Annotated in this window: 23 protein-coding genes and 2 tRNA genes; 8 read left to right on the plus strand and 17 right to left on the minus strand. The window is 54.3% G+C overall.

All coding sequences use genetic code 11. The features are described 5' to 3' along the window. Positions 1–3: 3 nt before the first annotated feature. Positions 4–756 carry a molybdate ABC transporter substrate-binding protein gene (gene modA, locus ACR0IU_RS12880; protein WP_480716531.1) on the minus strand — a complete coding sequence of 251 codons (753 nt, stop codon included), beginning with the start codon at positions 754–756 and terminating at the stop codon, positions 4–6. A gap of 189 nt (positions 757–945) precedes the next feature. Here modA and ACR0IU_RS12885 point away from each other — a divergent pair, with 189 nt between their 5' ends. Further along, entirely contained in the window at positions 946–2,199 is a 1,254-nt protein-coding gene (locus ACR0IU_RS12885) for an aminotransferase class V-fold PLP-dependent enzyme (RefSeq protein ID WP_480716532.1), read from the plus strand. 84 nt (positions 2,200–2,283) lie between these two features. Beyond that, positions 2,284–2,359: transfer RNA gene (locus ACR0IU_RS12890), tRNA-Val, on the plus strand. 447 nt (positions 2,360–2,806) lie between these two features. Here the strand turns inward: ACR0IU_RS12890 and ACR0IU_RS12895 are convergent. The 9 genes from ACR0IU_RS12895 to ACR0IU_RS12935 all read right to left on the minus strand — a co-directional run bounded on the left by ACR0IU_RS12895 (position 2,807) and on the right by ACR0IU_RS12935 (position 14,147). Beyond that, positions 2,807–3,562, minus strand: a complete 756-nt coding sequence (locus tag ACR0IU_RS12895) for an ABC transporter ATP-binding protein (RefSeq protein WP_170474546.1) — start codon at positions 3,560–3,562, stop codon at positions 2,807–2,809. Between the two features lie 9 nt (positions 3,563–3,571). After that, a complete protein-coding gene (locus ACR0IU_RS12900; protein ID WP_480716533.1) occupies positions 3,572–4,327 on the minus strand; it encodes an ABC transporter ATP-binding protein in 756 nt (251 codons plus the stop codon). Positions 4,328–4,337: 10 nt separating this feature from the next. Continuing rightward, a complete protein-coding gene (locus ACR0IU_RS12905; protein ID WP_170474539.1) occupies positions 4,338–5,543 on the minus strand; it encodes a branched-chain amino acid ABC transporter permease in 1,206 nt (401 codons plus the stop codon). A gap of 3 nt (positions 5,544–5,546) precedes the next feature. Beyond that, positions 5,547–6,578, minus strand: coding sequence for a branched-chain amino acid ABC transporter permease (locus tag ACR0IU_RS12910; protein WP_170474536.1), 1,032 nt, complete (start codon positions 6,576–6,578; stop codon positions 5,547–5,549). Positions 6,579–6,684: 106 nt separating this feature from the next. Beyond that, the gene (locus ACR0IU_RS12915) at positions 6,685–8,031 is read right to left on the minus strand and encodes a substrate-binding protein (RefSeq protein WP_170474534.1); all 1,347 of its coding nucleotides are present in this window, start codon (positions 8,029–8,031) and stop codon (positions 6,685–6,687) included. A gap of 808 nt (positions 8,032–8,839) precedes the next feature. Continuing rightward, positions 8,840–10,714, minus strand: coding sequence for an amidohydrolase family protein (locus ACR0IU_RS12920; protein WP_480716534.1), 1,875 nt, complete (start codon positions 10,712–10,714; stop codon positions 8,840–8,842). A gap of 69 nt (positions 10,715–10,783) precedes the next feature. Next, complete coding sequence (locus tag ACR0IU_RS12925) at positions 10,784–11,962, minus strand: carbohydrate porin (RefSeq protein WP_480716535.1); 1,179 nt, start codon at positions 11,960–11,962, stop codon at positions 10,784–10,786. Next, a complete protein-coding gene (locus ACR0IU_RS12930; protein WP_480716536.1) occupies positions 11,959–12,723 on the minus strand; it encodes a DUF3299 domain-containing protein in 765 nt (254 codons plus the stop codon). Before ACR0IU_RS12930 ends, ACR0IU_RS12925 begins: the two co-directional genes overlap by 4 nt. A 26-nt stretch (positions 12,724–12,749) precedes the next feature. Further along, on the minus strand, positions 12,750–14,147 hold the full coding sequence (locus tag ACR0IU_RS12935; protein WP_480716537.1) for an amidohydrolase family protein: 1,398 nt from the start codon (positions 14,145–14,147) through the stop codon (positions 12,750–12,752). Positions 14,148–14,286: 139 nt separating this feature from the next. Here ACR0IU_RS12935 and ACR0IU_RS12940 point away from each other — a divergent pair, with 139 nt between their 5' ends. Beyond that, positions 14,287–15,291 (plus strand): AraC family transcriptional regulator, encoded by a 1,005-nt coding sequence (locus ACR0IU_RS12940; protein ID WP_170781158.1) that lies wholly within the window; start codon positions 14,287–14,289, stop codon positions 15,289–15,291. A gap of 206 nt (positions 15,292–15,497) precedes the next feature. Here ACR0IU_RS12940 and ACR0IU_RS12945 read toward each other — a convergent pair whose 3' ends face one another. From ACR0IU_RS12945 to ACR0IU_RS12960, 4 genes are all read right to left on the minus strand, one after another. After that, positions 15,498–15,833, minus strand: a complete 336-nt coding sequence (locus ACR0IU_RS12945) for a hypothetical protein (protein WP_010442450.1) — start codon at positions 15,831–15,833, stop codon at positions 15,498–15,500. A gap of 201 nt (positions 15,834–16,034) precedes the next feature. Then, a tRNA-Arg gene (locus tag ACR0IU_RS12950) sits at positions 16,035–16,111 on the minus strand. A gap of 21 nt (positions 16,112–16,132) precedes the next feature. Beyond that, on the minus strand, positions 16,133–16,609 hold the full coding sequence (locus ACR0IU_RS12955; RefSeq protein ID WP_480716538.1) for a GNAT family N-acetyltransferase: 477 nt from the start codon (positions 16,607–16,609) through the stop codon (positions 16,133–16,135). A 13-nt stretch (positions 16,610–16,622) separates the two neighbouring features. Further along, positions 16,623–16,934 (minus strand): ETC complex I subunit, encoded by a 312-nt coding sequence (locus ACR0IU_RS12960; RefSeq protein WP_170544393.1) that lies wholly within the window; start codon positions 16,932–16,934, stop codon positions 16,623–16,625. Positions 16,935–16,995: 61 nt separating this feature from the next. On the opposite strand from ACR0IU_RS12960, the gene ACR0IU_RS12965 reads away from it, so the two are divergent. The 4 genes from ACR0IU_RS12965 (at position 16,996) to ACR0IU_RS12980 (ending at position 21,580) form a co-directional block, all read left to right on the plus strand. After that, entirely contained in the window at positions 16,996–17,571 is a 576-nt protein-coding gene (locus ACR0IU_RS12965; RefSeq protein WP_480716539.1) for an SRPBCC family protein, read from the plus strand. Between the two features lie 81 nt (positions 17,572–17,652). Then, entirely contained in the window at positions 17,653–19,839 is a 2,187-nt protein-coding gene (gene uvrB / locus ACR0IU_RS12970; RefSeq protein ID WP_480716540.1) for an excinuclease ABC subunit UvrB, read from the plus strand. 95 nt (positions 19,840–19,934) lie between these two features. Next, positions 19,935–20,762, plus strand: coding sequence for a formate/nitrite transporter family protein (locus tag ACR0IU_RS12975; protein ID WP_480716541.1), 828 nt, complete (start codon positions 19,935–19,937; stop codon positions 20,760–20,762). 110 nt (positions 20,763–20,872) lie between these two features. Further along, on the plus strand, positions 20,873–21,580 hold the full coding sequence (locus ACR0IU_RS12980) for an ORF6N domain-containing protein (RefSeq protein ID WP_480716542.1): 708 nt from the start codon (positions 20,873–20,875) through the stop codon (positions 21,578–21,580). A 3-nt stretch (positions 21,581–21,583) separates the two neighbouring features. Here ACR0IU_RS12980 and ACR0IU_RS12985 read toward each other — a convergent pair whose 3' ends face one another. From ACR0IU_RS12985 to ACR0IU_RS12995, 3 genes are all read right to left on the minus strand, one after another. Then, positions 21,584–22,027 (minus strand): excalibur calcium-binding domain-containing protein, encoded by a 444-nt coding sequence (locus ACR0IU_RS12985; protein ID WP_480716543.1) that lies wholly within the window; start codon positions 22,025–22,027, stop codon positions 21,584–21,586. A gap of 65 nt (positions 22,028–22,092) precedes the next feature. Then, positions 22,093–22,500, minus strand: a complete 408-nt coding sequence (locus ACR0IU_RS12990; RefSeq protein WP_170474497.1) for a universal stress protein — start codon at positions 22,498–22,500, stop codon at positions 22,093–22,095. Positions 22,501–22,565: 65 nt separating this feature from the next. Continuing rightward, complete coding sequence (locus ACR0IU_RS12995; RefSeq protein ID WP_170771807.1) at positions 22,566–22,892, minus strand: antibiotic biosynthesis monooxygenase family protein; 327 nt, start codon at positions 22,890–22,892, stop codon at positions 22,566–22,568. 154 nt (positions 22,893–23,046) lie between these two features. Here ACR0IU_RS12995 and ACR0IU_RS13000 point away from each other — a divergent pair, with 154 nt between their 5' ends. After that, positions 23,047–23,712 carry a hypothetical protein gene (locus ACR0IU_RS13000; RefSeq protein WP_480716544.1) on the plus strand — a complete coding sequence of 222 codons (666 nt, stop codon included), beginning with the start codon at positions 23,047–23,049 and terminating at the stop codon, positions 23,710–23,712. Positions 23,713–23,743: the final 31 nt, after the last annotated feature.

Below are 23,743 nucleotides of genomic sequence, written 5' to 3' on the forward strand. Positions count from 1 at the left end.
TCGTCACCCGTCCGGCAGGGTGAAACCCTGCCTCAGAAACTCTGCCTGCGCGGTTTCTCCTTGCAGATAGGTCAGAAATGCCTGCGCATCTGGATTTGCGGTGCGGGTCAGGGCTGCAGGGTAGACAATTGTTGGATAAAGCTCAGGTGGGATTGTTCCGATCACACCCACCCGATCCTCGGCAATTGCATCTGAACGATACACAATTCCCAGCGGTGAAGCACCCGTCGCCACCAGCGCCAGTGCTGCGCGAACATTATCTGTCTGTGCGATCTGGTCCTGTACTTCGTTCCACATGCCCAAACCCTGCAATGCAGCCTTGCCATAGATACCTGCAGGAACGGCATCGACCAATGCCAACGCCAGATAACCCCCATCCAACTGGGAGAGCAGATCAAACCCAGCTCCAATTTCGGCGGCTTCCGAACTCGGCGCGCCAATCAGCACCAACCCGTTGCTTAGCAAGTCCACCCGTGAAACAGTATCGATCAAATCTTCGCTTTGCAGCACATCCATCCACTCTTCATTGGCCGAGATGAACAGATCTGCAGGGGCCCCAACCTGAATCTGCCGCGCCAATACCGATGAAGCGGCGTAAGACACCGTGACACTGTGCCCGGATTCTTCCTCGAACCCGGGTGCGATGGCATCCAGCGCGGTCTTGAGGCTGGCCGCAGCAAAGACCAGCACCCCCTCGGCCCGAACCGGAGCTGCGATCAGCGTGCATAACGCCAGAGCCGCAATCAGACAGCGCATCTTGTGCCTCCGGTTCAAAGGGTTGCAGTCTCTCTGGGCATATCGGAGGCGACACGGGGCAGGCAAGGCCCTTTCCCGGCGCAAGGAAACATCTGGTTCTACTACGACACGCGTTTCTGTCGCAATTGGGATTGAACCCGGCAGGCATTCAGGCTGATGTGAGCCAAACCAAGACAGGAACCGTTGAACATGCTGCACCAGACCCCCGGACTGATTGAAGAAATCCGCTCACACTTTGCCCATGTCGACGCCTGCCCGTTTCAGGGGCCACGCATTTTCTTTGAAAATGCAGGCGGTGCGCTGACCCTGAATACAGTAGTCGACACCTCGGCCAAATTCGCTGCGATCCCGGATAATCAGGGGCGGGACAACGTCGCCAGTCATGCGCTGGTCGATATCATCAACCGCGCGAAGGCAGATTTGTCTGTCTTCATGAACGCCTCGGAAGGTCAGTTCTTTGTCGGCGAAAGCGGGACAGAGCTTCTGTTTCGCATGATCCGAACGGCCTGCGTGAATGCACCGAAGGGGGGTAAGGTGATCGGCAGCTCCATCGAACACCCTGCCAGTCGCAGCGCCGCACGCAGATGGGCTGAAATCGCCGGCCTTGACTATGTCAATGTGCCCCATGACGACGCAACAGGCCTTGTGACCGCCGAAGACTATGCTGCGCTGATGACGCCGGAAGTGGCCGTCGCCACAATCCTGCACGCCTCGCCTGTAACGGGCATGGGGATGGATGTGGCTGCCATAGCGCGTGTCATCCGCGCTGTCGCACCCGATTGCTTCATAATCGTCGACGGCATTCAGCACGCAGCCCATGGCCAGATGGATATCGATAGCTACGACGTCGATGGCTATGCGATCTCGCCTTACAAAGTGTTCTCACGTCACGGTTATGGCATCGCCTGGATCTCGGACCGCTTAACCGCCCTGCCACACGACCAGCTGATCGACGCCCCAGCAAACGGATGGGAATTTGGCACTAGAGACACCGGCTCCTACGCCGCGATGACCGATGTGGTCGGCTATTTCGACTGGCTCGGCGGACAGGTCTCGGAGGAAACCGATCGCAGGGACCGCATCCGGGCCGCTGGCCATGCGATACACGCCTACGAAACACACCTGACCAATGCTATGATCAACGGTACAGGCAACCTGCCCGGTCTGAGCGATATGGACCACATCACGATCCTGGCTGGCGCCGATAATCCCGCGCGCGAGGGGCTGGTGTCGATCACTGTCGAGGATTTTCCGTCGGCGGATGTGATGACCCGGCTGAACCAACAAGGCATCCGTACCCATACCCGAAAAGCGGACCACTACAGCGGCAATGTGCTGACACCTTTAGGCCTGAACGACTGTATCCGCATCTCGCTGTGCCACTACAACACCGAACATGAGGTCGCGCAGCTCTTGGCCGCTCTCAAGGACATGAAACCCTGATCTGCAGCGCGATACAAATTTGCAGAAGAAATTGTGCCCTACCCTCTTGCGCCCGCGCACGGGCTTAGCTACATGAGCCCTCACGGGTGATTAGCTCAGTTGGTAGAGCGCTTCGTTTACACCGAAGATGTCGGGAGTTCGAGTCTCTCATCACCCACCATCAAACAACCCTTGTTTTACTGGCGTCCTTAAAAATAAGGACATGACGCCGCCGCGTGGAGTACATCGTGGGTCGTTTCGCAATGCCAAATCCAACTCTGATTAAGGGCTCGTATTACTACCGAGTCGCCGTCCCTGCCGATCTAAAGGGCGAGACCAGAGGAACGTAGGTGACAGCGACGATCAATGGACAGATCATAAATCGCAATGTCGGGAGCCGAGCTTTGCTGAGTTTGAATCGAGCTTCCGTTCCGCGAACATAGTGGACAAAAAAATTCCTGAATATGAAAGGTTCGTCAGGTCTTCGACCACCGGATTGTATTACTCGACTGCATGGTTCGAGTTTGTTCTTTTCGCGTAAATCAGTAGACTTACAACCGAAGCAAACAGGTGCATCGGACATGTTATTAACTTGTCTTTTTGGCCTGATAAGTAAGGACTATGCGGGTTAGATCGCTAGATATTCCTCACGAAGGTTAGTGTCTTCAAGTACTTCTTTCGCTGTACCATCAAATACAATGGTTCCGGTATCTAGTATGATCGCACGGTCCGCTAACTCCAAGGCGCGCACGGCATTCTGCTCAACAATTATCGTTGTCATACCCTGTTGCTTAACGTGAGTAAGGGTCTTTTCGATTTCATCGACAATGACAGGAGCCAATCCCTCATACGGTTCATCCAAAAGTAAGACCTTGATGTCCCTCGCCAAGGCTCTGGCGATTGACAGCATTTGTTGTTCGCCTCCTGACAGTGTAATTCCTTCTTGTTTTCTGCGCTCTCCCAAACGCGGAAACAACTCGTATAGCCGTTCCAGTGACCATCCGATTGGCGGTGCAATCTGAGCAAGCTGCAGGTTTTCTTCGACGGTCAGGCCAGGAATTATTCGCCTGTCTTCTGGTACCAGGCCAAGACCAGCTGCCGCCGCCTCGTAGCTTGTCATTTTGTGTAGCGGCTTGTGGTCTAGCCAGATTTCGCCATGTCTTACTTCAGGCTCTCCAACTCGCGCAATCGAACGAAGTGTTGAGGTTTTTCCGGCACCGTTACGCCCAAGAAGAGCAAGAATCTCGCCTTCGTGCACGTTGAAACTGACGCCTTGAACGATATAGCTTTCGCCGTAGTAGGAGTGCATATCCCAAACGGAGAGAAACGCAGGCGCAGTGCTGGCCATATTGGCATTTTTCGAAAAGTCAGGTTTCTCGTTCATAGGTTTTCCTTACGCAGCCTCGCCTAGATAGGCCTCGCGAACCTTGGGGTTTCCGCGGATGTTTTCCGGAGTATCTTCAACCAGGGGTGTTCCCTGCGCCAGAACGGTGATGCGTTCGGCAAGGCTGAATACGACGTGCATATCATGCTCAATGATTGCGATGGTGATGTCGCGCTCATCCTTAATTTGTTTCAGCAAGTCGATTGTGTTGTTTGTATCCGCCCTCGCCATACCCGCGGTAGGTTCGTCTAACAGCAGTAGCCGCGGATTCTGACTGAGGCACATGCCAATCTCGAGTCGGCGCTTATCGCCACGTGAAAGCGAGGCTGCATGCATTTCGCGCTTGTCAGCCATGTTCATCTCTTCCAGCATCGCTTCAGCCTGTTCAACAATCGCCTTTTCGTTGGCGATGGTCTCATACGCATGCATCCGGAACACTCCATCCCTCATAGCAAAAATAGGGATCAACATGTTCTCAATCACCGTCAGTTCACCAAAAATCTCTGGTGTCTGGAAAACACGACTAATGCCCATCTGATTGATCTGAAAAGGTTCGAGTCCCAACACCGAGGCGTTGTCGAACAATACGGTTCCCGTGTCCGGCATGAGCTTGCCCACCAGACAATTCAGCAAAGTCGACTTGCCGGCGCCATTGGGCCCGATGATCGCGTGAACCGAGTTTACCTCGACGTTGAGGTTTACATCCGTCAGTGCCTTAAGGCCGCCGAAGCGCTTGCTAACGTCTTTGACTCTTAGAATTGCCATGGCTCGCCCCTTATTCCGCCGGTTCTGTTTTGCCAGACGTTGCGTCATCGGTTTTTGGTTTCTTGCGTTTGATCCTGTTGAGCAAACGCTGACCACCTTCGACCAGGCCCCCCGGCAGGTAGATAACGACAAGCATGAAAAGGATGCCAAGCGTTAGATGCCAACCTTTTCCGATGAACGGATGGATCACGAAAACAACCGCGTTCTCCAACCCATCAGGCAGGAAAGCAAACCAACTGTGCAACACATTGTCGTTGATCTTAGAGAAGATATTTTCGAAGTATTTGATGAAGCCTGCGCCCAGAACCGGGCCTATCAATGTGCCGGTACCGCCTAGGATCGTCATCAGAACGACCTCACCCGAAGCGGTCCACTGCATACGCTCAGCGCCCGCCAGCGGGTCCATTGCGGCCATCAAGCCACCAGCCAGACCGGCATACATGCCAGAGATAACAAACGCTGCCAACGTGTACGGCTTCGAGTTAAGGCCGGTGTAATTCATCCGCTGCTGGTTCGATTTGACAGCCCGTAGCATCATGCCGAAAGGCGAGCGAAAGATGCGGATAGATAAGTAGAACACCACCATCATAACTATCGCACAAAGATAATATCCCGCGTTAAAATCAAAGCTCCACGCTCCCACGTCCATTGTATAGGTTGCGCGCATCGGCAGCCCGAACAGATGTGGCAGGTCCGGTGAGTTGGCACCCTGCAGGATTTGCGGATCGTCTGCGTAAACCTGCAGACCGGTTTCCCCGTTGGTTAGATTGAACTTGGGGTTCGACAAGACAGAGTAGGCTAATGCAAAACTCATCTGCGCAAAGGCCAGAGTCAGGATTGAAAAGTAGATGCCGGACCGGCGCAGACTGACATACCCAATCAGTAGCGAGAATACCCCGGCGACCACAACGCTGAGCGCGATAGCCGGAATGATGTTGTAACTCAGCAATTTGAACATCCACACGGCTGAGTACGATCCGACACCCAAAAAAGCCGCGTGACCGAATGACAGGTATCCGGTTAGGCCGAACAGGATGTTGAACCCGATGGCAAAGATGCCAAAGATAACAAAGCGCTGCATCAGGTCCGGATAACCCGCGTTGAACTGCGCCATGGCGCTGCCTTCTGGGAACGGGTTCAGGATGAACGGGGCCAGAAGGGTGAGAAGGCCGACGATGATTAGAAGGCTGGTGTCTTTTTTGTTCAGTCCAAACATCAATTATTCCTCCATCACGCCTTTGCGTCCCATCAACCCGCGCGGGCGCGTCAGAAGCACAATGATGGCAACAAGGTAGATGATGATTTGATTGATCCCGGGAATTGTCGTGGTGGCCCAGGTCGTCGAGGCAAAACTTTCCAGGATGCCCAGCAGAAAGCCAGCCAGCACGGCTCCGGGCAGCGAGCCCATGCCGCCAACAACAACAACGACGAAGCTAAGGACCAGAAAGTCCATCCCCATGTGATAATTTGGCGGGTTTAGCGGCCCGTACATTACACCGGCCAAACCGGCCACTGAGGCAGCGATACCGAACATGATCGTAAAGCGCCGGTCGATATTGATACCCAGCAAGCCTACGGTTTCACGATCCGCCATTCCGGCGCGTACGACCATGCCGAACGTGGTGAATTGCAGGAATGAGAAAACGGCGCCGATAATGGCGACGGCAAATCCAAAGTAAACCAAACGCCAGATTGGATAGATTATTGCGTTGGGGTCAAATCCAATCATTGTGCCAAGGTCGATAGAACCGCTCAGCGCGTCAGGCGCTGGAGTTTGGATTGGGTTGGCGCCGAAGAAATACTTCACGATTTCCTGCAACACGATCGCCAGACCAAAGGTGACGAGGATCTGGTCGGCGTGAGGGCGCTTGTAGAAGTGCTTAATCAAACCGCGTTCCATCACATAGCCCACTGCTAACATGATCGGGATCGCAAACAGGATAGCCAAAGGAACAGACCAATCGATGATCGTCGCACCGGTCTCTGGGCCGAACCAAGCCTCGACATAAGGTGTTTCAACCTTCAGTGGGTTGCCCAGAAAGTCGGTTTGGCTTTCGTCGATGGTGGCAAAGCTCAGGTTCATGAGCTTTTGCAGAGTAACGGCACAGAACGCACCGATCATGAACAGTGCGCCGTGTGCGAAGTTCACAACACCGAGCGTTCCAAAAATGAGCGTCAGCCCCAGCGCAATCAACGCATAGGCCGACCCTTTGTCCAGACCGTTCAAAATTTGCAATAGGATGGCGTCCATTGGCCCCACCTCAGGGTTGGTCAGTGTGAATTAAGTGGCGTAACAGGATCAACCCTGTTGCAGATGTCTGGCCGCCTGTTCGGCAGCCAGACTTAGACACGAGGACTTACGCGCCCGGGTTACACTTACCCAGTGAACCACCGGCGAACATCGGATGCTCGGGGTCGTATTCGACCTGCGCACGTGGCGTGATCTCGACGATTTCCAGAGTGTCATAGGCGTTGGTCGGATTCTCGTTGCCACGAACGACCAACACGTCTTTGAAGCACTGGTGGTCCGCGCCACGGTACCAAGTCGGACCGTTGCCCAAACCGTCGAACTCGAAGTCCTCCAGAGCCTCTGCAACGCCACACGGATTGAATGTGCCAGCACGCTCACAGGCATCAGCATAAAGCAGAACTTGTGCATAGCAGGTCTGTGCAGAGTTGGACGGCGGTTTGCCGTACTTTTCGCCAAAGGACTTCACGAATGCTTTGGTGCCCTCATCTTGCAGCTGCCAGTTCCAGTTCATGGAACCCAGCACGCCCTTGATGTTCTCGCCCGCACCAGCGGCCATCAGTTCCGAATACAGCGGAACGACGATCTTGAAATCCTTGCCGTTGGCAACTTTGTCGAGCAAGCCGAACTGAATTGCGTTGGTGAGCGAGTTCACCATGTTGCCGCCGTAGTGGTTCAGAACCAGAACATCAGCACCCGAGTTCAATACCGGGGTGATATAGGACGAGAAGTCCGTCGAAGCGAGTGGTGTTTTGACGGTGTTGACCGTTTCCCATCCCAAGGCTTCGGTCGACGCGACGATCGACTCTTCCTGTGTCCAGCCCCAGTTGTAGTCGGCCGTCAGGTGATAAGCACGGCGTTCCTTGCCCATCTCGGCAGCCAGCACCGGCGCAAGTGCAGCGCCCGACATATACGCGTTAAAGAAATGACGGAAACCATTGGCTTTTTTATCCTTGCCAGTCGTGTCGTTGGCATGAGTCAGGCCAGCCATAAAGATCACACCTGCTTCTTGGCAAAGGCCTTGAACCGCAACAGCCACGCCCGAGGACGATCCGCCGTTGATCATGATCGCGCCGTCTTTTTCGATCATCGACTTTGCAGATGCACGTGCAGCGTCTGATTTGGTCTGCGTGTCGCCTGTGACGAACTCGACCTTTTTGCCAAGGATACCGTTGCCTTTCAGCGCCTTCGAGGTGAAGGTATTCAAGCAACCCCCATCTCCCTCACCATTGAGATGTTCGACGGCCAACTGTTGCGCCAGTAGCTCGTCATTACCCTCTTCAGCATACGGTCCAGTCTGGGGAACGTTGAAGCCCAGGGTTACGGACCCTCCGGTAGGTTCGTTGGTATAAGCAGCAGCCGACGAAGCCGTGAAGATCGTAGGCAGGGCCAGACCGGTACCTGCGACGGCACCAGACTTCAACACGCCACGGCGTGTGATCGGTTTATTGGTCATTAATTCCTCCCATTTCTCTTTCTTCCGTCGTCTGGCTCCTCTTCCAGCAGACGAAAGCGCACTTATGTGCAAGTCAATAATGGAAAGGCGAATGAAAACTTCACAACAAATTACTGGATTTAAAACAAAATTTTGTAAATTTGTTCACTAAACGCGAAAGTATCTTGTAAATACACTGCAGCTAGATAGTGCTAACTTGTTATATTCAAAATAATTAGATGCAAACTTTTTTTCCTCATTTTCTGTCGTGAGTGGTGTCATACGCTTTAGTGAGCTCGAGCCGGGGCAAAGTAGCAAGCGCAAGGCAATTTTTTAATTCCCAATTTGATACTAGGCGCTCGCTGACACGAGTTGTCCGCGGTCAACAGAGCCAGTTTTTCCATTTTTCTGCTCTGGGCTCGAGGTTGTCATTAGCTGCAGATCGTTTGAACGTCGGCTTTTGGACCGGACGAGAATTTGCAGCACGTTTTTTTGAGACGGTATCTAGCCCGCACTGGGTGGCCAGTTGCCCCCGTACCCCCCCACGGCACGTAGCGACCGCTGCAACACCGCTGCACATGAGCGGCAATTCCACCGTTATGCACACCATCGGTTAGATTGGAGTCCATTTACCGACTTGCACTTTGATATTGATTATGAAAGCCTCAAGTTACTGACAACACGAGACATCTTTACAATAGGATGCTGGTGGCGGCAGTTGGATACAGCACTTAGCTGCATGTGCGGATTGGGATAGAACGCTTCGTTTACACCGAAGATGACGGGAGTTCGACTCTCTCATCACCCACCATCCTTTCCCCGCGATGTATCAAGGTCTTACGCGACTAGCACCTCTAAATCCGCCCGTTTTGGACATCATGGCCTTCGCATAATCATGTTTTACCGTTGCACGGTCCTCGAAGCGAGCATGCACGATGCAAAAGAACAGGGCACCGTCATCTAGACCGTTGCGAGGTGTAAACCAATCAAAAGGGTCGGTCGGCTCTAACGACGCAAACTGATTAGTCGGTGTCATGGCAGGCGCGACACTAGCTTCACTATTTGTGATGTCATCGAGCAGTGTTGGACGGGCCGTGCCGGTATCCGGCGTGAGAATACCCATGATCTGCTCGCGACCAGCCGGAACGAAACGCCCGCTCTCCTTGACTGGAAACCGGATCGGCTGTCCCGCATAAACATCTCGCTGAACTTCACTGTTCTTAACAATAATGGTTCCGTTAACGAGCACGTACGGAATGCCTTCTGATGGTAGACCTTGCTGACCGAGAGTATAGTTCGCCTTTTCGGTCACGGTCTCCGGATCAAAAATCGTAATGTCCGCAACCATGCCTTCTTGCATACGCCCACGCACCTGCATTGCTCGCAAACCTGTGTCACCTAATCGCTTCGCATGGATGTAACTTAACTGAGTGAGTGTGAGCATAAGCGGCACATTCGCTTCGCGAGCCAGCCTCAAGACAAGCGCGTGGCTGCCTGCTGACCGAGGATGCCCGGCATAGTCTTCGTAGGGAGCATCCCAACTCATCAAGTTGCCCTCGATGTCTAGCCCGGCCATACCGTCGCCCGAGATGCCATAGCCTGCGATGGTGATCCAATCATTCAGCCATTGCTCTCTTGGAGGGCTAAAAACTATGGCTGTCCGTCCCGGTTCATTCTCAGCGAAGTTCAAAAACTCGTCTTTTGTCACGAAGCGATCGAGCTGGGGATCAAAGATAGTGTCTTCGTATTTGTACCCCATCGAACCTTCCCAGTTTTCAGGGGCGATGATCGAAGCTCCGTAGTTTCCCGACCCGGCAGTCCAAGGATAGTAGCTGGACCAGACGTTGTAACCTTGGTCGCGGGCCATCTGGAGCTTTTCCTGATTTTCCCACCATCCATAATCGTTATCGTGATGAATGTGCAGCGGGGCGCCAAGCACCATCGCATTGACCAAGATTTCATTTACACCCGTCTGTGTTTCTGTCGGCGTCGAAGCACTGGGATGAAATCGGTGATGGACGGAGGTCAATCTACCGTAACGCGCCGCAGCCCGCTGCGCTTCGAACATCTCATAGGTGGTAACACCTTCGCGGGCGTAGCCGATGGTCGATCCCACACCGAGTGCTCCAAGACGTAGTCCCTCATCCAGCTGGGCAGTGATTTCGTTCATCTGCTCACGGTTGCTTGGTACAGAAGACCACCCCTCGACGCCGTCTTCAACAGATTGCGCCCTCAGTGCGAAGAAGTTCCGGAAGTCTATATCTCCACCTTCAAGCACGAGGCCGTCATGGACCCGCATCCGTGCGAATTCTTGTCCAACCACCGTGCCATAATTTGCCTGCGTTGAACCCTCTCGTGCCTCATACCATTCATCAATGTTAGCGGCTCCGACCTCAAAATCCATTTGAGTTGTGACGCCATCCCTAAGGTTCACTTTGATACCCCAAGGGTCCAAACCGTGTTGCTCAAGGTCGATAAATCCGGGCGCCACAACGTGCCCTGTCGCATCGATGGACTGGCTGCCGTTAATATCTTCGTCGGTAATCGCAGTGATCCAGCCGTTACTTATTCCAACGTTAGCAATCTGGTCGAACCCGGTTTCCGGGTCCATTACCCGACCGTTGAGAATGACGACATCGTAAGTCTGCGCGGCGCATAGTGTTGAAAAAACAGACAACGTGCCCGCCAGAAACAAGGTGCGCATGGACGGATCCTCCCATTTATCGACAAAACTATGTGTTTAGTTATTTTTAGCGCCTGCTTTCGCCCCACTTTAGAAAACGATCCGGGTTCTTAGACCGAACAGCGTAATGCTATCCTGGGTGGGGTTCAGCAGCGGGTCAGAAATGAACTGCAGCGATGGCGTGATCTGCAGTCCGGGCGAGATTGAAAACCGGTAGAATGCTTCCAGAGTGAATTGATCACCATCTATGCCTCTTGCCTCGGCCCAGTTCAGGCCCAGCCCGGCCAGATCGGTATTGCGACCGTAATATCCCAGACCCGCAGAAACCGACCGATCGTAAAGCGCCGCTGTCCCTTTTGATGCCCCTGCCCGAAAGAATGGCATCCATGTATTGCCAACAAACCAAGCCGCTGAGAACGCGGCCCCATAATCTTCAGGGCGGCTGCCATCGTCGGCCGCATCCGCATGCCAAAGGGTCAGGTGGATATTGTCGAAGTAAATGCGATCAAAGCCAGAGGTGTAACCAAGTTCGAGTGACTTGAAGAGATTGCCATCGCTAAACACATCAAAGTTTGGATCAGACGGGTCGGCGTTTGCATCTGAGACGCTCGCAACAGCGTAGAAGTTTTCGCTCAGCTTTACCCCTCCGGCGATGCCAAGGCCTTGATTGGGCGTGTTAATAGTTGGGTTGGTATTGAAAGACAGGTTCTGGAAACCACTGTAGGGGCTGACCAACCCATAGATATCCACAAAGTCCGTTACATCAATCTGGCCAATTTGCAGCGTCCACGAACCGTTCTCGGCCCTTTGGGTCCAGAACAGATTGGTTAGCAGCAGACCATTATCGTTGAAGGCTGTTCCCGTGATTGAAAGGGCTCCGCCATCCAGCCCCAAAAACTGTGGGGCGACATCGGTGTAGCTGTGCCGATCTTCGATCTTGAATGTCAGAGAGCCGCGTTCAGTTGCCTGCCAACTACCGTAGAAACGCGCAATCCCACTGGCCGCTTCGCCGGTTCCCAGATCAGCATTTGTGGATTGGCCCAATGCCAAGTAATCAATGTTGAAGCGGAATCCTTCCTCGGCCAGTCGGTCTTTCCACTGAAACCAACCCGGAGCGATATTGCGCGGAAAATCGAAACGGTATTGCGGATCGGTTAGCCCATCTCCGGGCTCTAGATCAGCTTCGACCGAAGATGGCCCGGATAGTCCCTGAGCCGACGCTGCGCCAGCAAAGGCAATACTCAATGCGGCAACCAGAAATCTTATCATTCGGACACCTTTGCCCCGCCAGTCTTGCGATCGCCCGCCGCTCGGATGCGATCAGCGGCGCGCTGTTTCCATTCCAGCCTGTCTGCCTCCGTTTCCAGAGTCTCGACCCTCTCCGTCTCCAACTGGAATGTCGCATTCATTGGCATGAGGCCGTCCACAACCATCATATTCTGAACAGAAGGATCGATAGTGAGCGTGCCAGTCAGCCGAACGGGTTCGTGGAAGTAGCTGGGCGTCCAGTCCCCATTTAGCCGTACACGGATCATTTGGTTGGGCGGAGGTGGAGGCATATGGCTACACATCCCACGTTCTGGCACCAAATACGCCACAGGCCGACCGTCAGGATCATTCGAGGCAGGAATGGCAAAGCCCGCCAATGTAACTATCTGACCGTCGAATTGCGGATTTCCGTTTGTTCCTGCTTTTCTTCGCCGTTCCTTCACAGCCTCTCGCTGATCGAGCAGCCAGTCGACATCAATACCATTTGCCGCCAAGGCGTCCTCAGTCTCGGTCAGAAGCTCTTGCCATTTCTGCCTTTCTTCATTGCTGCCAACGTCCCGCTGCAATCTGCCGCGCAGCCGAACGACGTAAAGGACATCGTCGAACTGTTCAGCGCTCAGATCACGATAGGGGTCTTCAAAGACTTGCACAGACGGATCAGGCAGGTCAGACCAATCCAACACGGTTCCAGGCGCCGCCATGGCAGGATGACCACACCAGAACAACCCTGCGAGAATGACGAAACGAGACCAATGGGGCATGAGCAAACTCTGTCTACATTTTTCGATCAATCCAGTGTGTTTTTGTATATCACACCATCCTTCATGATCAGTCGGATCGTATCTGGGCTTTCAGGCCTTGGGTCGGCACCGAACCACTGATCACCCGTTCCAACAACCGAGAAGTCTTCAAGCGGGTTGCCGTCGATCAGCAGGATATCCGCATAGGCTCCTTCCTCAATAACGCCCAGTTTGCCTTCAGGATAGGGGTTCATGAACGACCCGGACAAAGCAGCGATTTCACCGCCAGTAGATGTCATTGCGACCAAAGAGGCGTGGGAACCAAAGAACTCATTATTGAGATGCTTTTCATAGGCAATTTGAATATTGCAGGCTGCCACAGAACCTACGCAATCCGTGTGAAACCCTCTTTTGGCTGGGCACTCATTCATGTTTTTTATGTAGTCGCCAAAAGCCTGCGTAGCGGACTGTGCTTTTCGTAAGCTGGCTGGGACATCTCGAATGGCAGGAATATCAAAGAGATTTGGATCAAATGCTGTGAGATTGGTTGTGATGTAGGCTCCTTTCTCTTCCATCAGCGCTGATATTTCACAATCGAACATGAAGCCGTGTTCAATTGATCGCACACCAGCATTCAGAGCCGCCATGATAGTTTCCTTTCGGTAGGAATGGGCCATGACGTAGCTTTCGTATTCGTTTGCAACCTGCACGGCCGCTTCTAATTCTGCCGTCGATCCAGCCAACAACTGCCACGGGTCAAACGCTGAAACTACACCGCCTGATTGCATGTACTTCAGTTGTGTTGCTCCCATCCGGAAGTTATTACGAGCAAACTTGTACATTTCGGAGACACTGTCGACTTCCTGGGCCATATTCAGACGGCTGAAGTTTGAAGACTGGCCAACAGGCGCCGTAAAGTTGGCGAAATCTGCATGGCCACCACGCGTACTTAGAAATGCAGCCGCAGGGTAGAAACGCGGCCCGGCAATGGTCCCGCTGTCGATTGCACGACGAAGACCTCCATTAGCGCCACCTGCATCTCTTACGGTAGTAAAGCCTTGCATTAAGTACATCTCAGCCATTTGAGTGCCGTGTATCGCAAGGTCTTCCCAAGTGCTGTTGGCTTCCATTGCGGGTAATGTCGGCCCAGGCAGCATCAGGTGTGCATGATTTTCGATGAAGCCCGGGGTCAATGTCCGTCCTTCTCCATCAATGACTGTCGCATTGGGGGCATCGATCGCATCGGTTGATACGGCCTTAATCAGATTACCCTCGACCAATACGCTGGCATTCTCGATACGCTGTTCATTCACGCCATCGAAAACATGCACATTGGTAAACAGCGTTTGGGGTTCTTCTTGATCCTGAGCCTGCGCGGACGTTGAAAAAGAAAGAGCTGCAGCGACAATTACCGTCGAGCAAAGGGACAATCGTAGATCAGACATAAGTACTCCCTTCATATTCATGTTTTACAAACTGTAGTCTGGAATACCTTGGCTCGGTTGCCACTTTTGAGTTAAGATGTTCGAATGTGATTGAAAAACTGGCCACTGCGGAAAACTAATCTAAACAAGGGTGACGGGCTTGCCTTTCAACTCCACCTCTCAAGAGCATAGCGAGGGCTTTATTCGCCTCTCTTTAGCCGCTCCGTTCCTGCAATATCTGACCGAACGTAAAATCAATCCGCAATCAGCATTGGACCAGGTCGGCTTGAAGGCCGAGCTGCTGTCTGACCCATCCGTATTTGTACACTCAGAGTTGGTTTACGGCTTGGTGAATACTTTCTCAGAGTTGTCCGGTGATCGATACCTTGGCCTGCATGTCGGAGAAACATTTGACCTGCAAGGATGGCCTCCGTTCGCTCAAGCCTTGCAATCGACAACGAGTCTGTTCGAGTTTTTTGCCCGTTTTGTTGGGCTTGTACCGCAGGAGTCAAACTCTGTGCGGCACAGCCTTGTCATTGAAGCTGACAGGGCGACTTATCGAATCGAGAGGCAACAGGAACCGACTGTCCCACCGGTTCAGGTTACCGCTTTTGGAGCCGCAATCTACGTACGCCTATTGCAGACAGTCGTCGGAGACTCCTGGAACCCTTCCCGTGTTCGATGGGAAAGCAGATACATCACTGGCCTGCCTATCAACTACAAGGGGATCGAGGTTGGCCTTGGGACTGATCCCGGAATGCAGATTAGTTTTCCTGTGGAATGGTTGTTTTTGCTCCACGTCTCTGAAGGCTCGACCAAACCATTGGCTTCGCCTCGACAAGATGAAGAAGTGACCGTGGTAGCTGCTTTGCGATCTGTCTTACGCGACAAACTGGACGAAACCGATTTGGGATCAGAGCGGGTGGCTGGATTGCTGGGAATACAGCCGGATCGGTTTCTGAAAGCGCTTCAGCAACAAAGCACGACGCTACCCCGTGAGATCAAACGGCTGCGTGTCGATGTCGCTAAGAAGCACCTCCGAGAAGACAAGATGACAATAGCGGAGATCGGCCTGATGCTCGGCTACTCCGACAAGTCCCATTTCACCCGCTTCTTCCGAGGTCAAACCGGAATGACACCGACCAAGTTCCGCCTTGGTGCTTAATTACTTTACTACTTCTTGGATCGGCTCACTATTGCTTGATAAGTGAGGACCGACAAGAACTTGCATTTCATTTTTTGGAACCCCTAACTTGGTTCGCAGAGGGATACCTATTTCGCCACCAACCAGAATTGGAAGGCAATGAACGCCTGAGCTATCGAAAAGCGCACCAATATCAGCGCCTTGGTCGCGCCGTCCGCTCAAATCAATTATTGCCCCGTAATTTCCCGACACGCGCCTTTGCCCCAGCCGGATTTACTTCCTGAAGCCGAGTAGTCGAAGGTGCCTTTTTCCGGGTGTACGTTGTAGTGCAGTGTGTAGCCATCGCCAATATACAGGTAGGTCAAAGTGTCGAGGCCGGGGAATACATCCACGTCTTTGTCGATGTCACCTATTGTAATGTGGCCCTTTTGCTGCCCGTCATATTTAACCAGTTTGGCTGCCATTTCCGGATGTTCTGCATCCGGCGCGTCACATTCAAACACGCGTTCTTCTGCAAATGCAGCCGCAGGCAAAAAGGCAAGAAGAAGAGCAATCTTTTTCATTGGATCCCAGTCCGTATTCCGTCACTTTCTCTGCGTCGGCTATTGGCTATTCTGGGCGTAATTTTGTCCAAACTCAGGTCGTAATGCGTTCTCTAACTCAAGCCATATCTCATGCCGATACGACGGATTTTTCATCCGCAACCCGAAGGTTCACAAAAGTATCCGAATCGGCCTCGGATACTCAGCTTTGAAGGTATGGAGTGGCGATCCCTGAAGGACTCGAACCCTCAACCTGCTGATTAGAAGTCAGCTGCTCTATCCAGTTGAGCTAAGGGACCGCTGAGCCCTTCTTGCGGCTTTTAGCGGGCGGGTTCAAGAGCCAAGCGCATGAAGGCGCTGTTTGGGTCGTTTTCGTAACCTACAATCGGACCGCAATATGAATACCCCAGCGATTCATATAGCTTGCGCGCCGCGTCATAGCCTTGCAGATGGTCAGCGCCAGTTTCCAAAACCAACGCAGATAGTCCTTCATCTTGCGCGATCTGCGCAAGGTGTTTCATCATCACCCTCGCAAGCCCCCTACCACGTGCCTCGGCCAAGATATGCACTGATTTGACCTCGGCGGTGCCGTCGGGCAATGCCTTTAGCGCGCCACACCCCAACGGGCAGCCGTCCTCATAAAGCGCCCAAAATCGCACTCCGGTGGCGGCAAGTGAGCCTGCATCCATTGTGTGATTGCTTTCAGCAGGGCCAGCTGCTGCGCTATGCGCGAAATGGGCTTGAATGATGGCGCGCATTTCCTCGGCGCCGGGATCGGCTTCGCGGATGTCCATCATTCAGGATGCCTTGTCAGTGAGTCCAGGGCGCACGCCGGTCTGTGGCAAAGTTCTCACCATAGCCGCGGGCCCGCAAGTTCGGCTTGCGCTTGTGCGGTTCGCTCACCTGTGCATCGATGCCGTTGTCCTTGGCGTAGTCCAACGCCTCTTCCTTGGAGTCGAATTTCAGACGCACCTGGGTTTGCGTGTCATTGGACGAGGTCCAGCCCATCAGCGGATCAACTTCGCGCGCCGAAGCAGGGGCGTATTCCAAAACCCACTTGCGGGTCTTGGCCATCCCTGAGGTCATCGCGTTTCGCGAAGGCTGGTAAATCCGTGCGCGCATGTCGCCTCTCCGTATTCACTTGATGGGCTTGTTTATGCGTCAGAGCGCGGCCCGGGACAAGATGACAATTGTCGCGAAGCACAACAACATCGTGATGACAGGAACTGTCATTGGCAACACTTATGATTTTCGAAAGATCAGCCAAAGGATTGAGCAGATGATCCATTATGAACGAACCCTTGAAATCAACGCGACCCCCGAAGCCATCTGGGCGGTACTCAGCCGGTTTATGCAGATAGACGAGATTGCCCCACAGATCGCATATGTCGAGGCCCTGACGCATGGGGCAAATGGCATTGGGTCAAAGCGGCGTTGTTACTTTGAGAACGGAACCTCTTTGGTCGAAGAGGTGACAGAGTGGGACCCCAACCGAGGTTACAGCGTGCGCCTTTCCGATATGACAGCGATGCCCCTAACCGATGCGCATGCCACGATCGCAATCAAACCGCTGGACGGGGCTAGCACCCGGGTGATCTGGAGCATGGATTATGCCGTGAAATATGGCCCCCTCGGCTGGTTTTTAGGGCAGACTTTGATGAAAATGATGATGTCGAAGGTTCTTGACAGCAACCTGAAGGCACTGGCCAACAAGGTTAATTCGGATCACATACCGGATGCTGAACCCGCCTATTACTGAATCAGAGGTTCCCAGACCGGATCAGCCCTTGCAGTTGGACAAAATAAGAACAAATGTAGAGGTCTGATCCGGAGCCTGCCTATGCCCTACGCCCATTCCGACAAGACCCAGCTAACCGCCGAAGACGTGCGCGCGCGCCTGAAACTGGAAGGCGGCAAGCAGTTTGTCATGCACACCGAATTCGCCCCGGCTGGCGACCAGCCGACGGCGATTAAGGAACTGGCAGGCGGTGTAAATGACGGGGAACGTGATCAGGTTCTTTTGGGGGCAACCGGGACGGGCAAAACCTTCACCATGGCGAAGGTGATTGAAGAGACTCAGCGCCCAGCGATCATTCTTGCCCCTAACAAAACGCTGGCGGCTCAGCTTTACGGCGAGTTTAAGGGCTTCTTCCCTGAGAACTCGGTCGAATACTTTGTCTCCTACTACGACTACTACCAGCCCGAGGCCTATGTGCCGCGCTCAGACACCTACATAGAAAAAGAATCCCAGATCAACGAACAGATCGACCGGATGCGCCACTCGGCCACGCGGGCCTTGTTGGAGCGTGATGACGTGATCATCGTCGCGTCGGTCTCGTGCATCTACGGTATCGGCTCGGTGGAAACCTACGGGGCGATGACTCAGGATCTGAAGGTCGGCCATGAGTATGACCAGAGGCAGGTGATGGCCGATCTGGTTGCCCAGCAGTACCGCCGCAACGATCAGGCCTTTCAGCGCGGGTCCTTCCGGGTACGTGGCGACTCGTTGGAAATCTGGCCCGCCCACCTTGAGGACCGTGCTTGGAAATTCTCATTCTTCGGTGAAGAGTTGGAAACCATCACCGAGTTTGACCCGCTGACCGGTGAACGTGCCGCGACGATGGAGCAAGTTCGCGTCTATGCGAATTCGCACTACGTGACGCCCAAGCCGACGATGAACCAAGCGATCATCGGGATCAAAAAGGAACTCCGTATCCGGCTGGATCAGCTGGTTGGCGAGGGCAAGCTGCTGGAAGCCCAACGTCTGGAACAGCGCACCAATTTCGATCTGGAAATGCTTGAGGCCACCGGCGTCTGCAACGGGATCGAGAACTACTCGCGCTACCTCACGGGCCGCGCGCCGGGTGAGCCGCCCCCGACCCTGTTCGAGTTCATCCCCGACAATGCCATCGTCTTTGCCGATGAATCCCACGTCAGCGTTCCGCAGATCGGCGGCATGTACAGGGGCGACTATCGGCGCAAGTTCACGCTGGCCGAGCACGGGTTCCGCCTGCCGTCCTGCATGGACAACCGCCCCCTCAAGTTCGAAGAATGGGACGCCATGCGCCCGCAATCCGTCTTCGTTTCGGCCACCCCTGCAAAGTGGGAGATCGAACAGACCGGCGGCGTCTTCACCGAACAAGTGATCCGCCCGACCGGCCTCCTGGACCCCGAGGTCGAAATCCGGCCCGTCAGCATGCAGGTGGACGACCTGCTGGACGAGGTGCGTAAGGTCGCCGCCGATGGCTACCGAACGCTGGTCACCACGCTGACCAAACGCATGGCCGAGGACCTGACCGAATACCTGCACGAACAGGGCATCAAAGTCCGCTACATGCACTCGGATATCGACACGCTGGAACGCATCGAAATCCTGCGCGATCTGCGGTTAGGTGCTTTTGACGTGCTGGTCGGCATCAACTTGCTGCGCGAGGGGCTCGACATCCCCGAATGCGGATTGGTCGCCATTCTGGACGCCGACAAAGAGGGTTTCCTGCGCTCGGAAACCTCGCTGATCCAGACCATCGGCCGCGCTGCGCGGAACGCCGACGGCCGTGTGATCATGTATGCCGACAAGATCACCGGCTCGATGGAGCGCGCGCTGAACGAAACCAACCGCCGCCGCTCCAGGCAGATCGCCTATAACGAGGAACACGGCATCACCCCGGAGACGGTGAAGAAGAATGTCGAGGACGTTCTGGCCGGTCTTTATGAAGGTGACGTCGACATGAACCGCGTCACCGCCACCATCGACAAACCGATGCACGGTGCGAATTTGGAGGCCCATCTGGACGGGTTGCGCGAGCAAATGCGTAAAGCCGCCGAGAACCTGGAATTCGAAGAGGCCGCCAACATCCGGGATGAGATCAAACGTCTGGAAGCCGTCGACCTCGCTGTCGCCGACGACCCGATGGCGCGCCAGTGGGCGGTCGAGAAAGCTTCGGAAGACGCAGTGAAATCGCGTGGGCGGTCAACGGCTGGCAGGCCGGGACAGCGGGGTGGGAATGTGAAGCGGAGGAAGCGGTAGGATAAAATTGGCTGTCGAGGTCAAGTTGGCTGTTTAGTTGGCACAAGCCTTGGACTGAACCTCTGTACTTTGTCGCGTGGCCTTGATCCGGATCAATGTCGAAACATGAATATGTTGGCAGTGTGCAACGCATGAAGGCTCACAATCCAACCGGCGTAGACGCTTACAAACCTGCACAGATTGCAGAACTGGTTGAAACATCTGGTGTCGCAAAGGCACATCTTTCCATCGTTCAAACGCTGACACTTGCAATACTCGCAGGTGTCTTCATCGGCTTCGGTGGGGCCGCCTACACTATGGTTATGACCGGCGTAGATCCCGGATTTGGGCCAGCCCGGTTTCTTGGTGGGGTGGTGTTTTCTCTGGGCCTGATCCTTGTGGTCGTTGGTGGGGCGGAACTATTCACTGGAAACGCGCTGATGACCATCGCGGCAGTGGATCGAAAAATCTCGATGCGTGATCTGTTGAGGAACTGGGGATTCGTGTATCTCGGAAATTTAGTCGGAGCCGTCGCACTAGTCCTTGCTTGCGCTGCAAGCGGTTTGCTGGAAGGACCAATGGGGGCCACTGCTGCAGCGATCGCAAATGGCAAGATTGATCTCTCTCCAACGCAAGCCTTTATGCGAGGCATTCTGTGCAACGCCTTAGTCTGCCTTGCAGTCTGGCTGAGCTTCGCCGCCAGATCGGTCGTGGGAAAGGTCATGGCAATACTCTGGCCAATTTCGACGTTTGTTCTGTTGGGTCTCGAACACTCGATCGCTAATATGTACCTGCTGCCTCAGGGTGCGCTAGCAGGTGCCAAACTCGGTTGGGGCGCCACCATCAGCAACCTTTTTTGGGTCACGGCCGGTAATGTAGTCGGAGGCGCGGGCTGTGTCGCGCTCGCCTATCGGCTTGCCTATTTGGGCAAGGCAAGCGGCTGACGCTAGCTCAAGTCCTGTCTCGATTGACGATAGCCATACACTTCAAGGTTGCAGCGTAGCTTTCTCTCCTCCACGTTTGACATCACAAATTGTGATTCCAAACGGATGCCATGACGAAACCCAACACCCTGCCCAGCACGCATGAAGTCCAGAGCGCCATTCACCGGGTGCGCGGCACCCGCGTGGTGCTGGCCGAGGATCTGGCGCAGTTCTACGGAAAGTCCGTCAGCGCTTTCAATCAGGCTGTCTCGCGCAACAAGGGTCTGTTCGAGGGCTACCGCTTTCAGCTGAACGATGCCGAGGTCGCTGATTTGCAATCACAGAATGTGATTTCAAAACCCAAGGGCCGCGGTGGGCGGCGGGTTAATCCGTGGGTCTATACCGATTACGGCGTGGCCATCGCCTCGGCCCTGTTCAAGGACCCTCGCGCGATAAAGATCACCCGGATGATCACCGAAGCCTTTGTTGACGGTGCGAACGCGCTGGCCGAAACCCCGCGCAGCGTGCCGGAAATCCTGCCACCCACGGACGCTCCTGCCCCGCTGCTGCCAAATGGCGATCAACTGCGTGATCTGGCCGAAAATATCCTCGATTCAGGGCAACAGAGCCTGGTCGACTACATCGCCAACCCCACCACCAAGCGCCAGCAGGCGGTGGCGATGATTATGAAAACTCTGGCCGAAACCGCCGGAGAAGAGGTCCGCACCCAGCAGGAACGCCTGCGGCTGCGCATCGCGGAACGTCTGGCCACTGGGGATTACACAAATGATGATGACCGCAAGCGCCTGCTGGAGTTATTGCAGGCCATGAAGGGATAATCATCAGGGTTTGAGGAACTTCGCGGTTCCAACGGTTCGCTCACGCGGTGTCTGAGTTTGCCGCGGTGCGTTCCCGGTAGTTCCCGGCATCGCAGTCGTTCGTTGCCGTTGCAGACCACGGGTGCCGCAGGCAACACCGTCACTGTCGGGGTCATTTCGCTTGTGATAGCCCGGCCGACCTTCAAAAAATGGCCCCGGAACAAGCCGCTGCACCGTGTCACAGCCCGCCAGCGCCACCAGATGGATCACAGCTTCATGACGCTCGTAGTCCGAGATGCGCAAATACACCCCGATCGTGATCATTCCGATTGTCAACGGCAGCGCAAGCACCATCAGCAGAATTCGCAGCGGCGACAGAGCTTTCCGACGCATCTCATCCGCACGCCGTTGCCGCCTTGTCATCCGCGGACTAAGGCCAATCTCATCATTTGTATTTCCGGTCGTCATTGAGGCAGCTATACACCCTGTATGTGGCAAAGCCATGGCCATACCGAGCTAAAAAACTTACTCCGTCACCGCACCACATGCACTGCGCATTTTGCGTGCCGTACCACATGGGTCGCGGTTGACCCCAACAGCAGATCCTGCATGCCAGGCCGGTGCGAGGCCAGAATGATCAGGTCGGGCTTGTTCACTTCGGCCCAATCCAGAATTGTTCTGCCAGAGTGACCTTCGATCACCTGTCCTTGGGCATTTGGTAATCGAGAAGCCAGCGTGTCAAGCTCAGCCTGAAGCGCTTTGCGTGTCTCTGAAAGATATTCCGCCGGCATGTATGAGATCGCATAGTCCGGAATGTGCTCGACCACATGCAGCAGAGTGATCTGCGCCTGTGGGGTTGCCAGCAACTTTGCCAGTTTCATCGCCGCCGAACTGTCGCGTTCGGCATCAAATGAAATAGGGACAAGGATGTTGTGGTACATGGCTTGTGCCTCCGTGGTTGCGCCCGCATCTTGCCCTGCCTCGCCACAGCGCGCCTTGATTCAGGTCAGGAACCGCCGAATGTTTCGGCAACGTCATACATCACCGGCTCAAAGCTCTTACACAGCTCGTTGATGCGGCGGTTTCGTTCCCGCATTTCCGGCGTGCGTAGCATTGCCAGAAAGTCTTCGCGCCGCTCCCATTGCGAGTAATTTGCAATCCGGGTTTGGGCGTCATTCACATGCAGTCCGGCGGAAATGAACCCCGGCTGTTTTGAGATGAACTCGGCATAGGCATCCGTCAGCGCTTCAAGAAGATCCTGGCAGGTTCCGGGGGTCATCTCGAATGTGGTGATGACGGTCTGATAACTGTTGGTCTTGGAAATCTGCGGCATCTGGCTTCTCCTTAATTTGCTACCCCAAGCCTATCACAGCTTTTGAAAACGCCACGCTTTTCCTGCACATACAAGGCGGCAAGGGTCAAAAAACTTTCTCGGAGATGAACAAGATTCTAACCATCCGTTAACCAAGTCTGCCGATGCTTTGGCCATGGCGCGTCAGGTTCTTATCTATCTGCTGCTCGCTTTGCTGAGCACTCCGGCCTTCGCCGGGGCTTGGCTGCGCGAAAAAGGCTCAAGCTTCAACGCGCTCTCAGTAACCGCTTTCCAAGACGACGACAACATTTATAGATACAAATCCGCTCTCTATTCCGAGTGGGGTCTGAGGCCGAAACTCACAATCGGGCTGGATGTCGAGGAGCACCAGGATCTGTATGGACATGCGTTGGTTTTCGCCCGCATTCCCGTCGCTGATTTTGGGCAAGCAGGCCGATTTTCCATCGAGTTCGGACTGGGCGCACATCACCGTCAATACGATGCCTGGGCGATGTACAAAACAACACTCTCATATGGCAAAGGGATTCAAACCGGATTGGGGGGCGGATGGTTCAATATCGACGCCGCGCTCGAAAACCGCACGCATGAGGCTCTAATCCGCAAGCTGGATTTCACGGCTGGCCTGTCCTCGGGACGGCGCATTGACCCGCTCTTGCAGATAGAAACCTCGTATATTTCAGATCACCCTTGGTATTGGCGGGTACGTCCCTCGCTGATGTATCGCCCGAAAAAAGGCAACCTCACCTGGATTCTGGGTGCTGAACGCAATTCAGCCGATGACAATATCGGAATCAAATTCGCCCTGTGGCGCAGCCATTGAAGATGGGCCGCCCAAAACTGGGCAGCCCGCC

The organism is Ruegeria sp. CL5 (assembly GCF_056536485.1).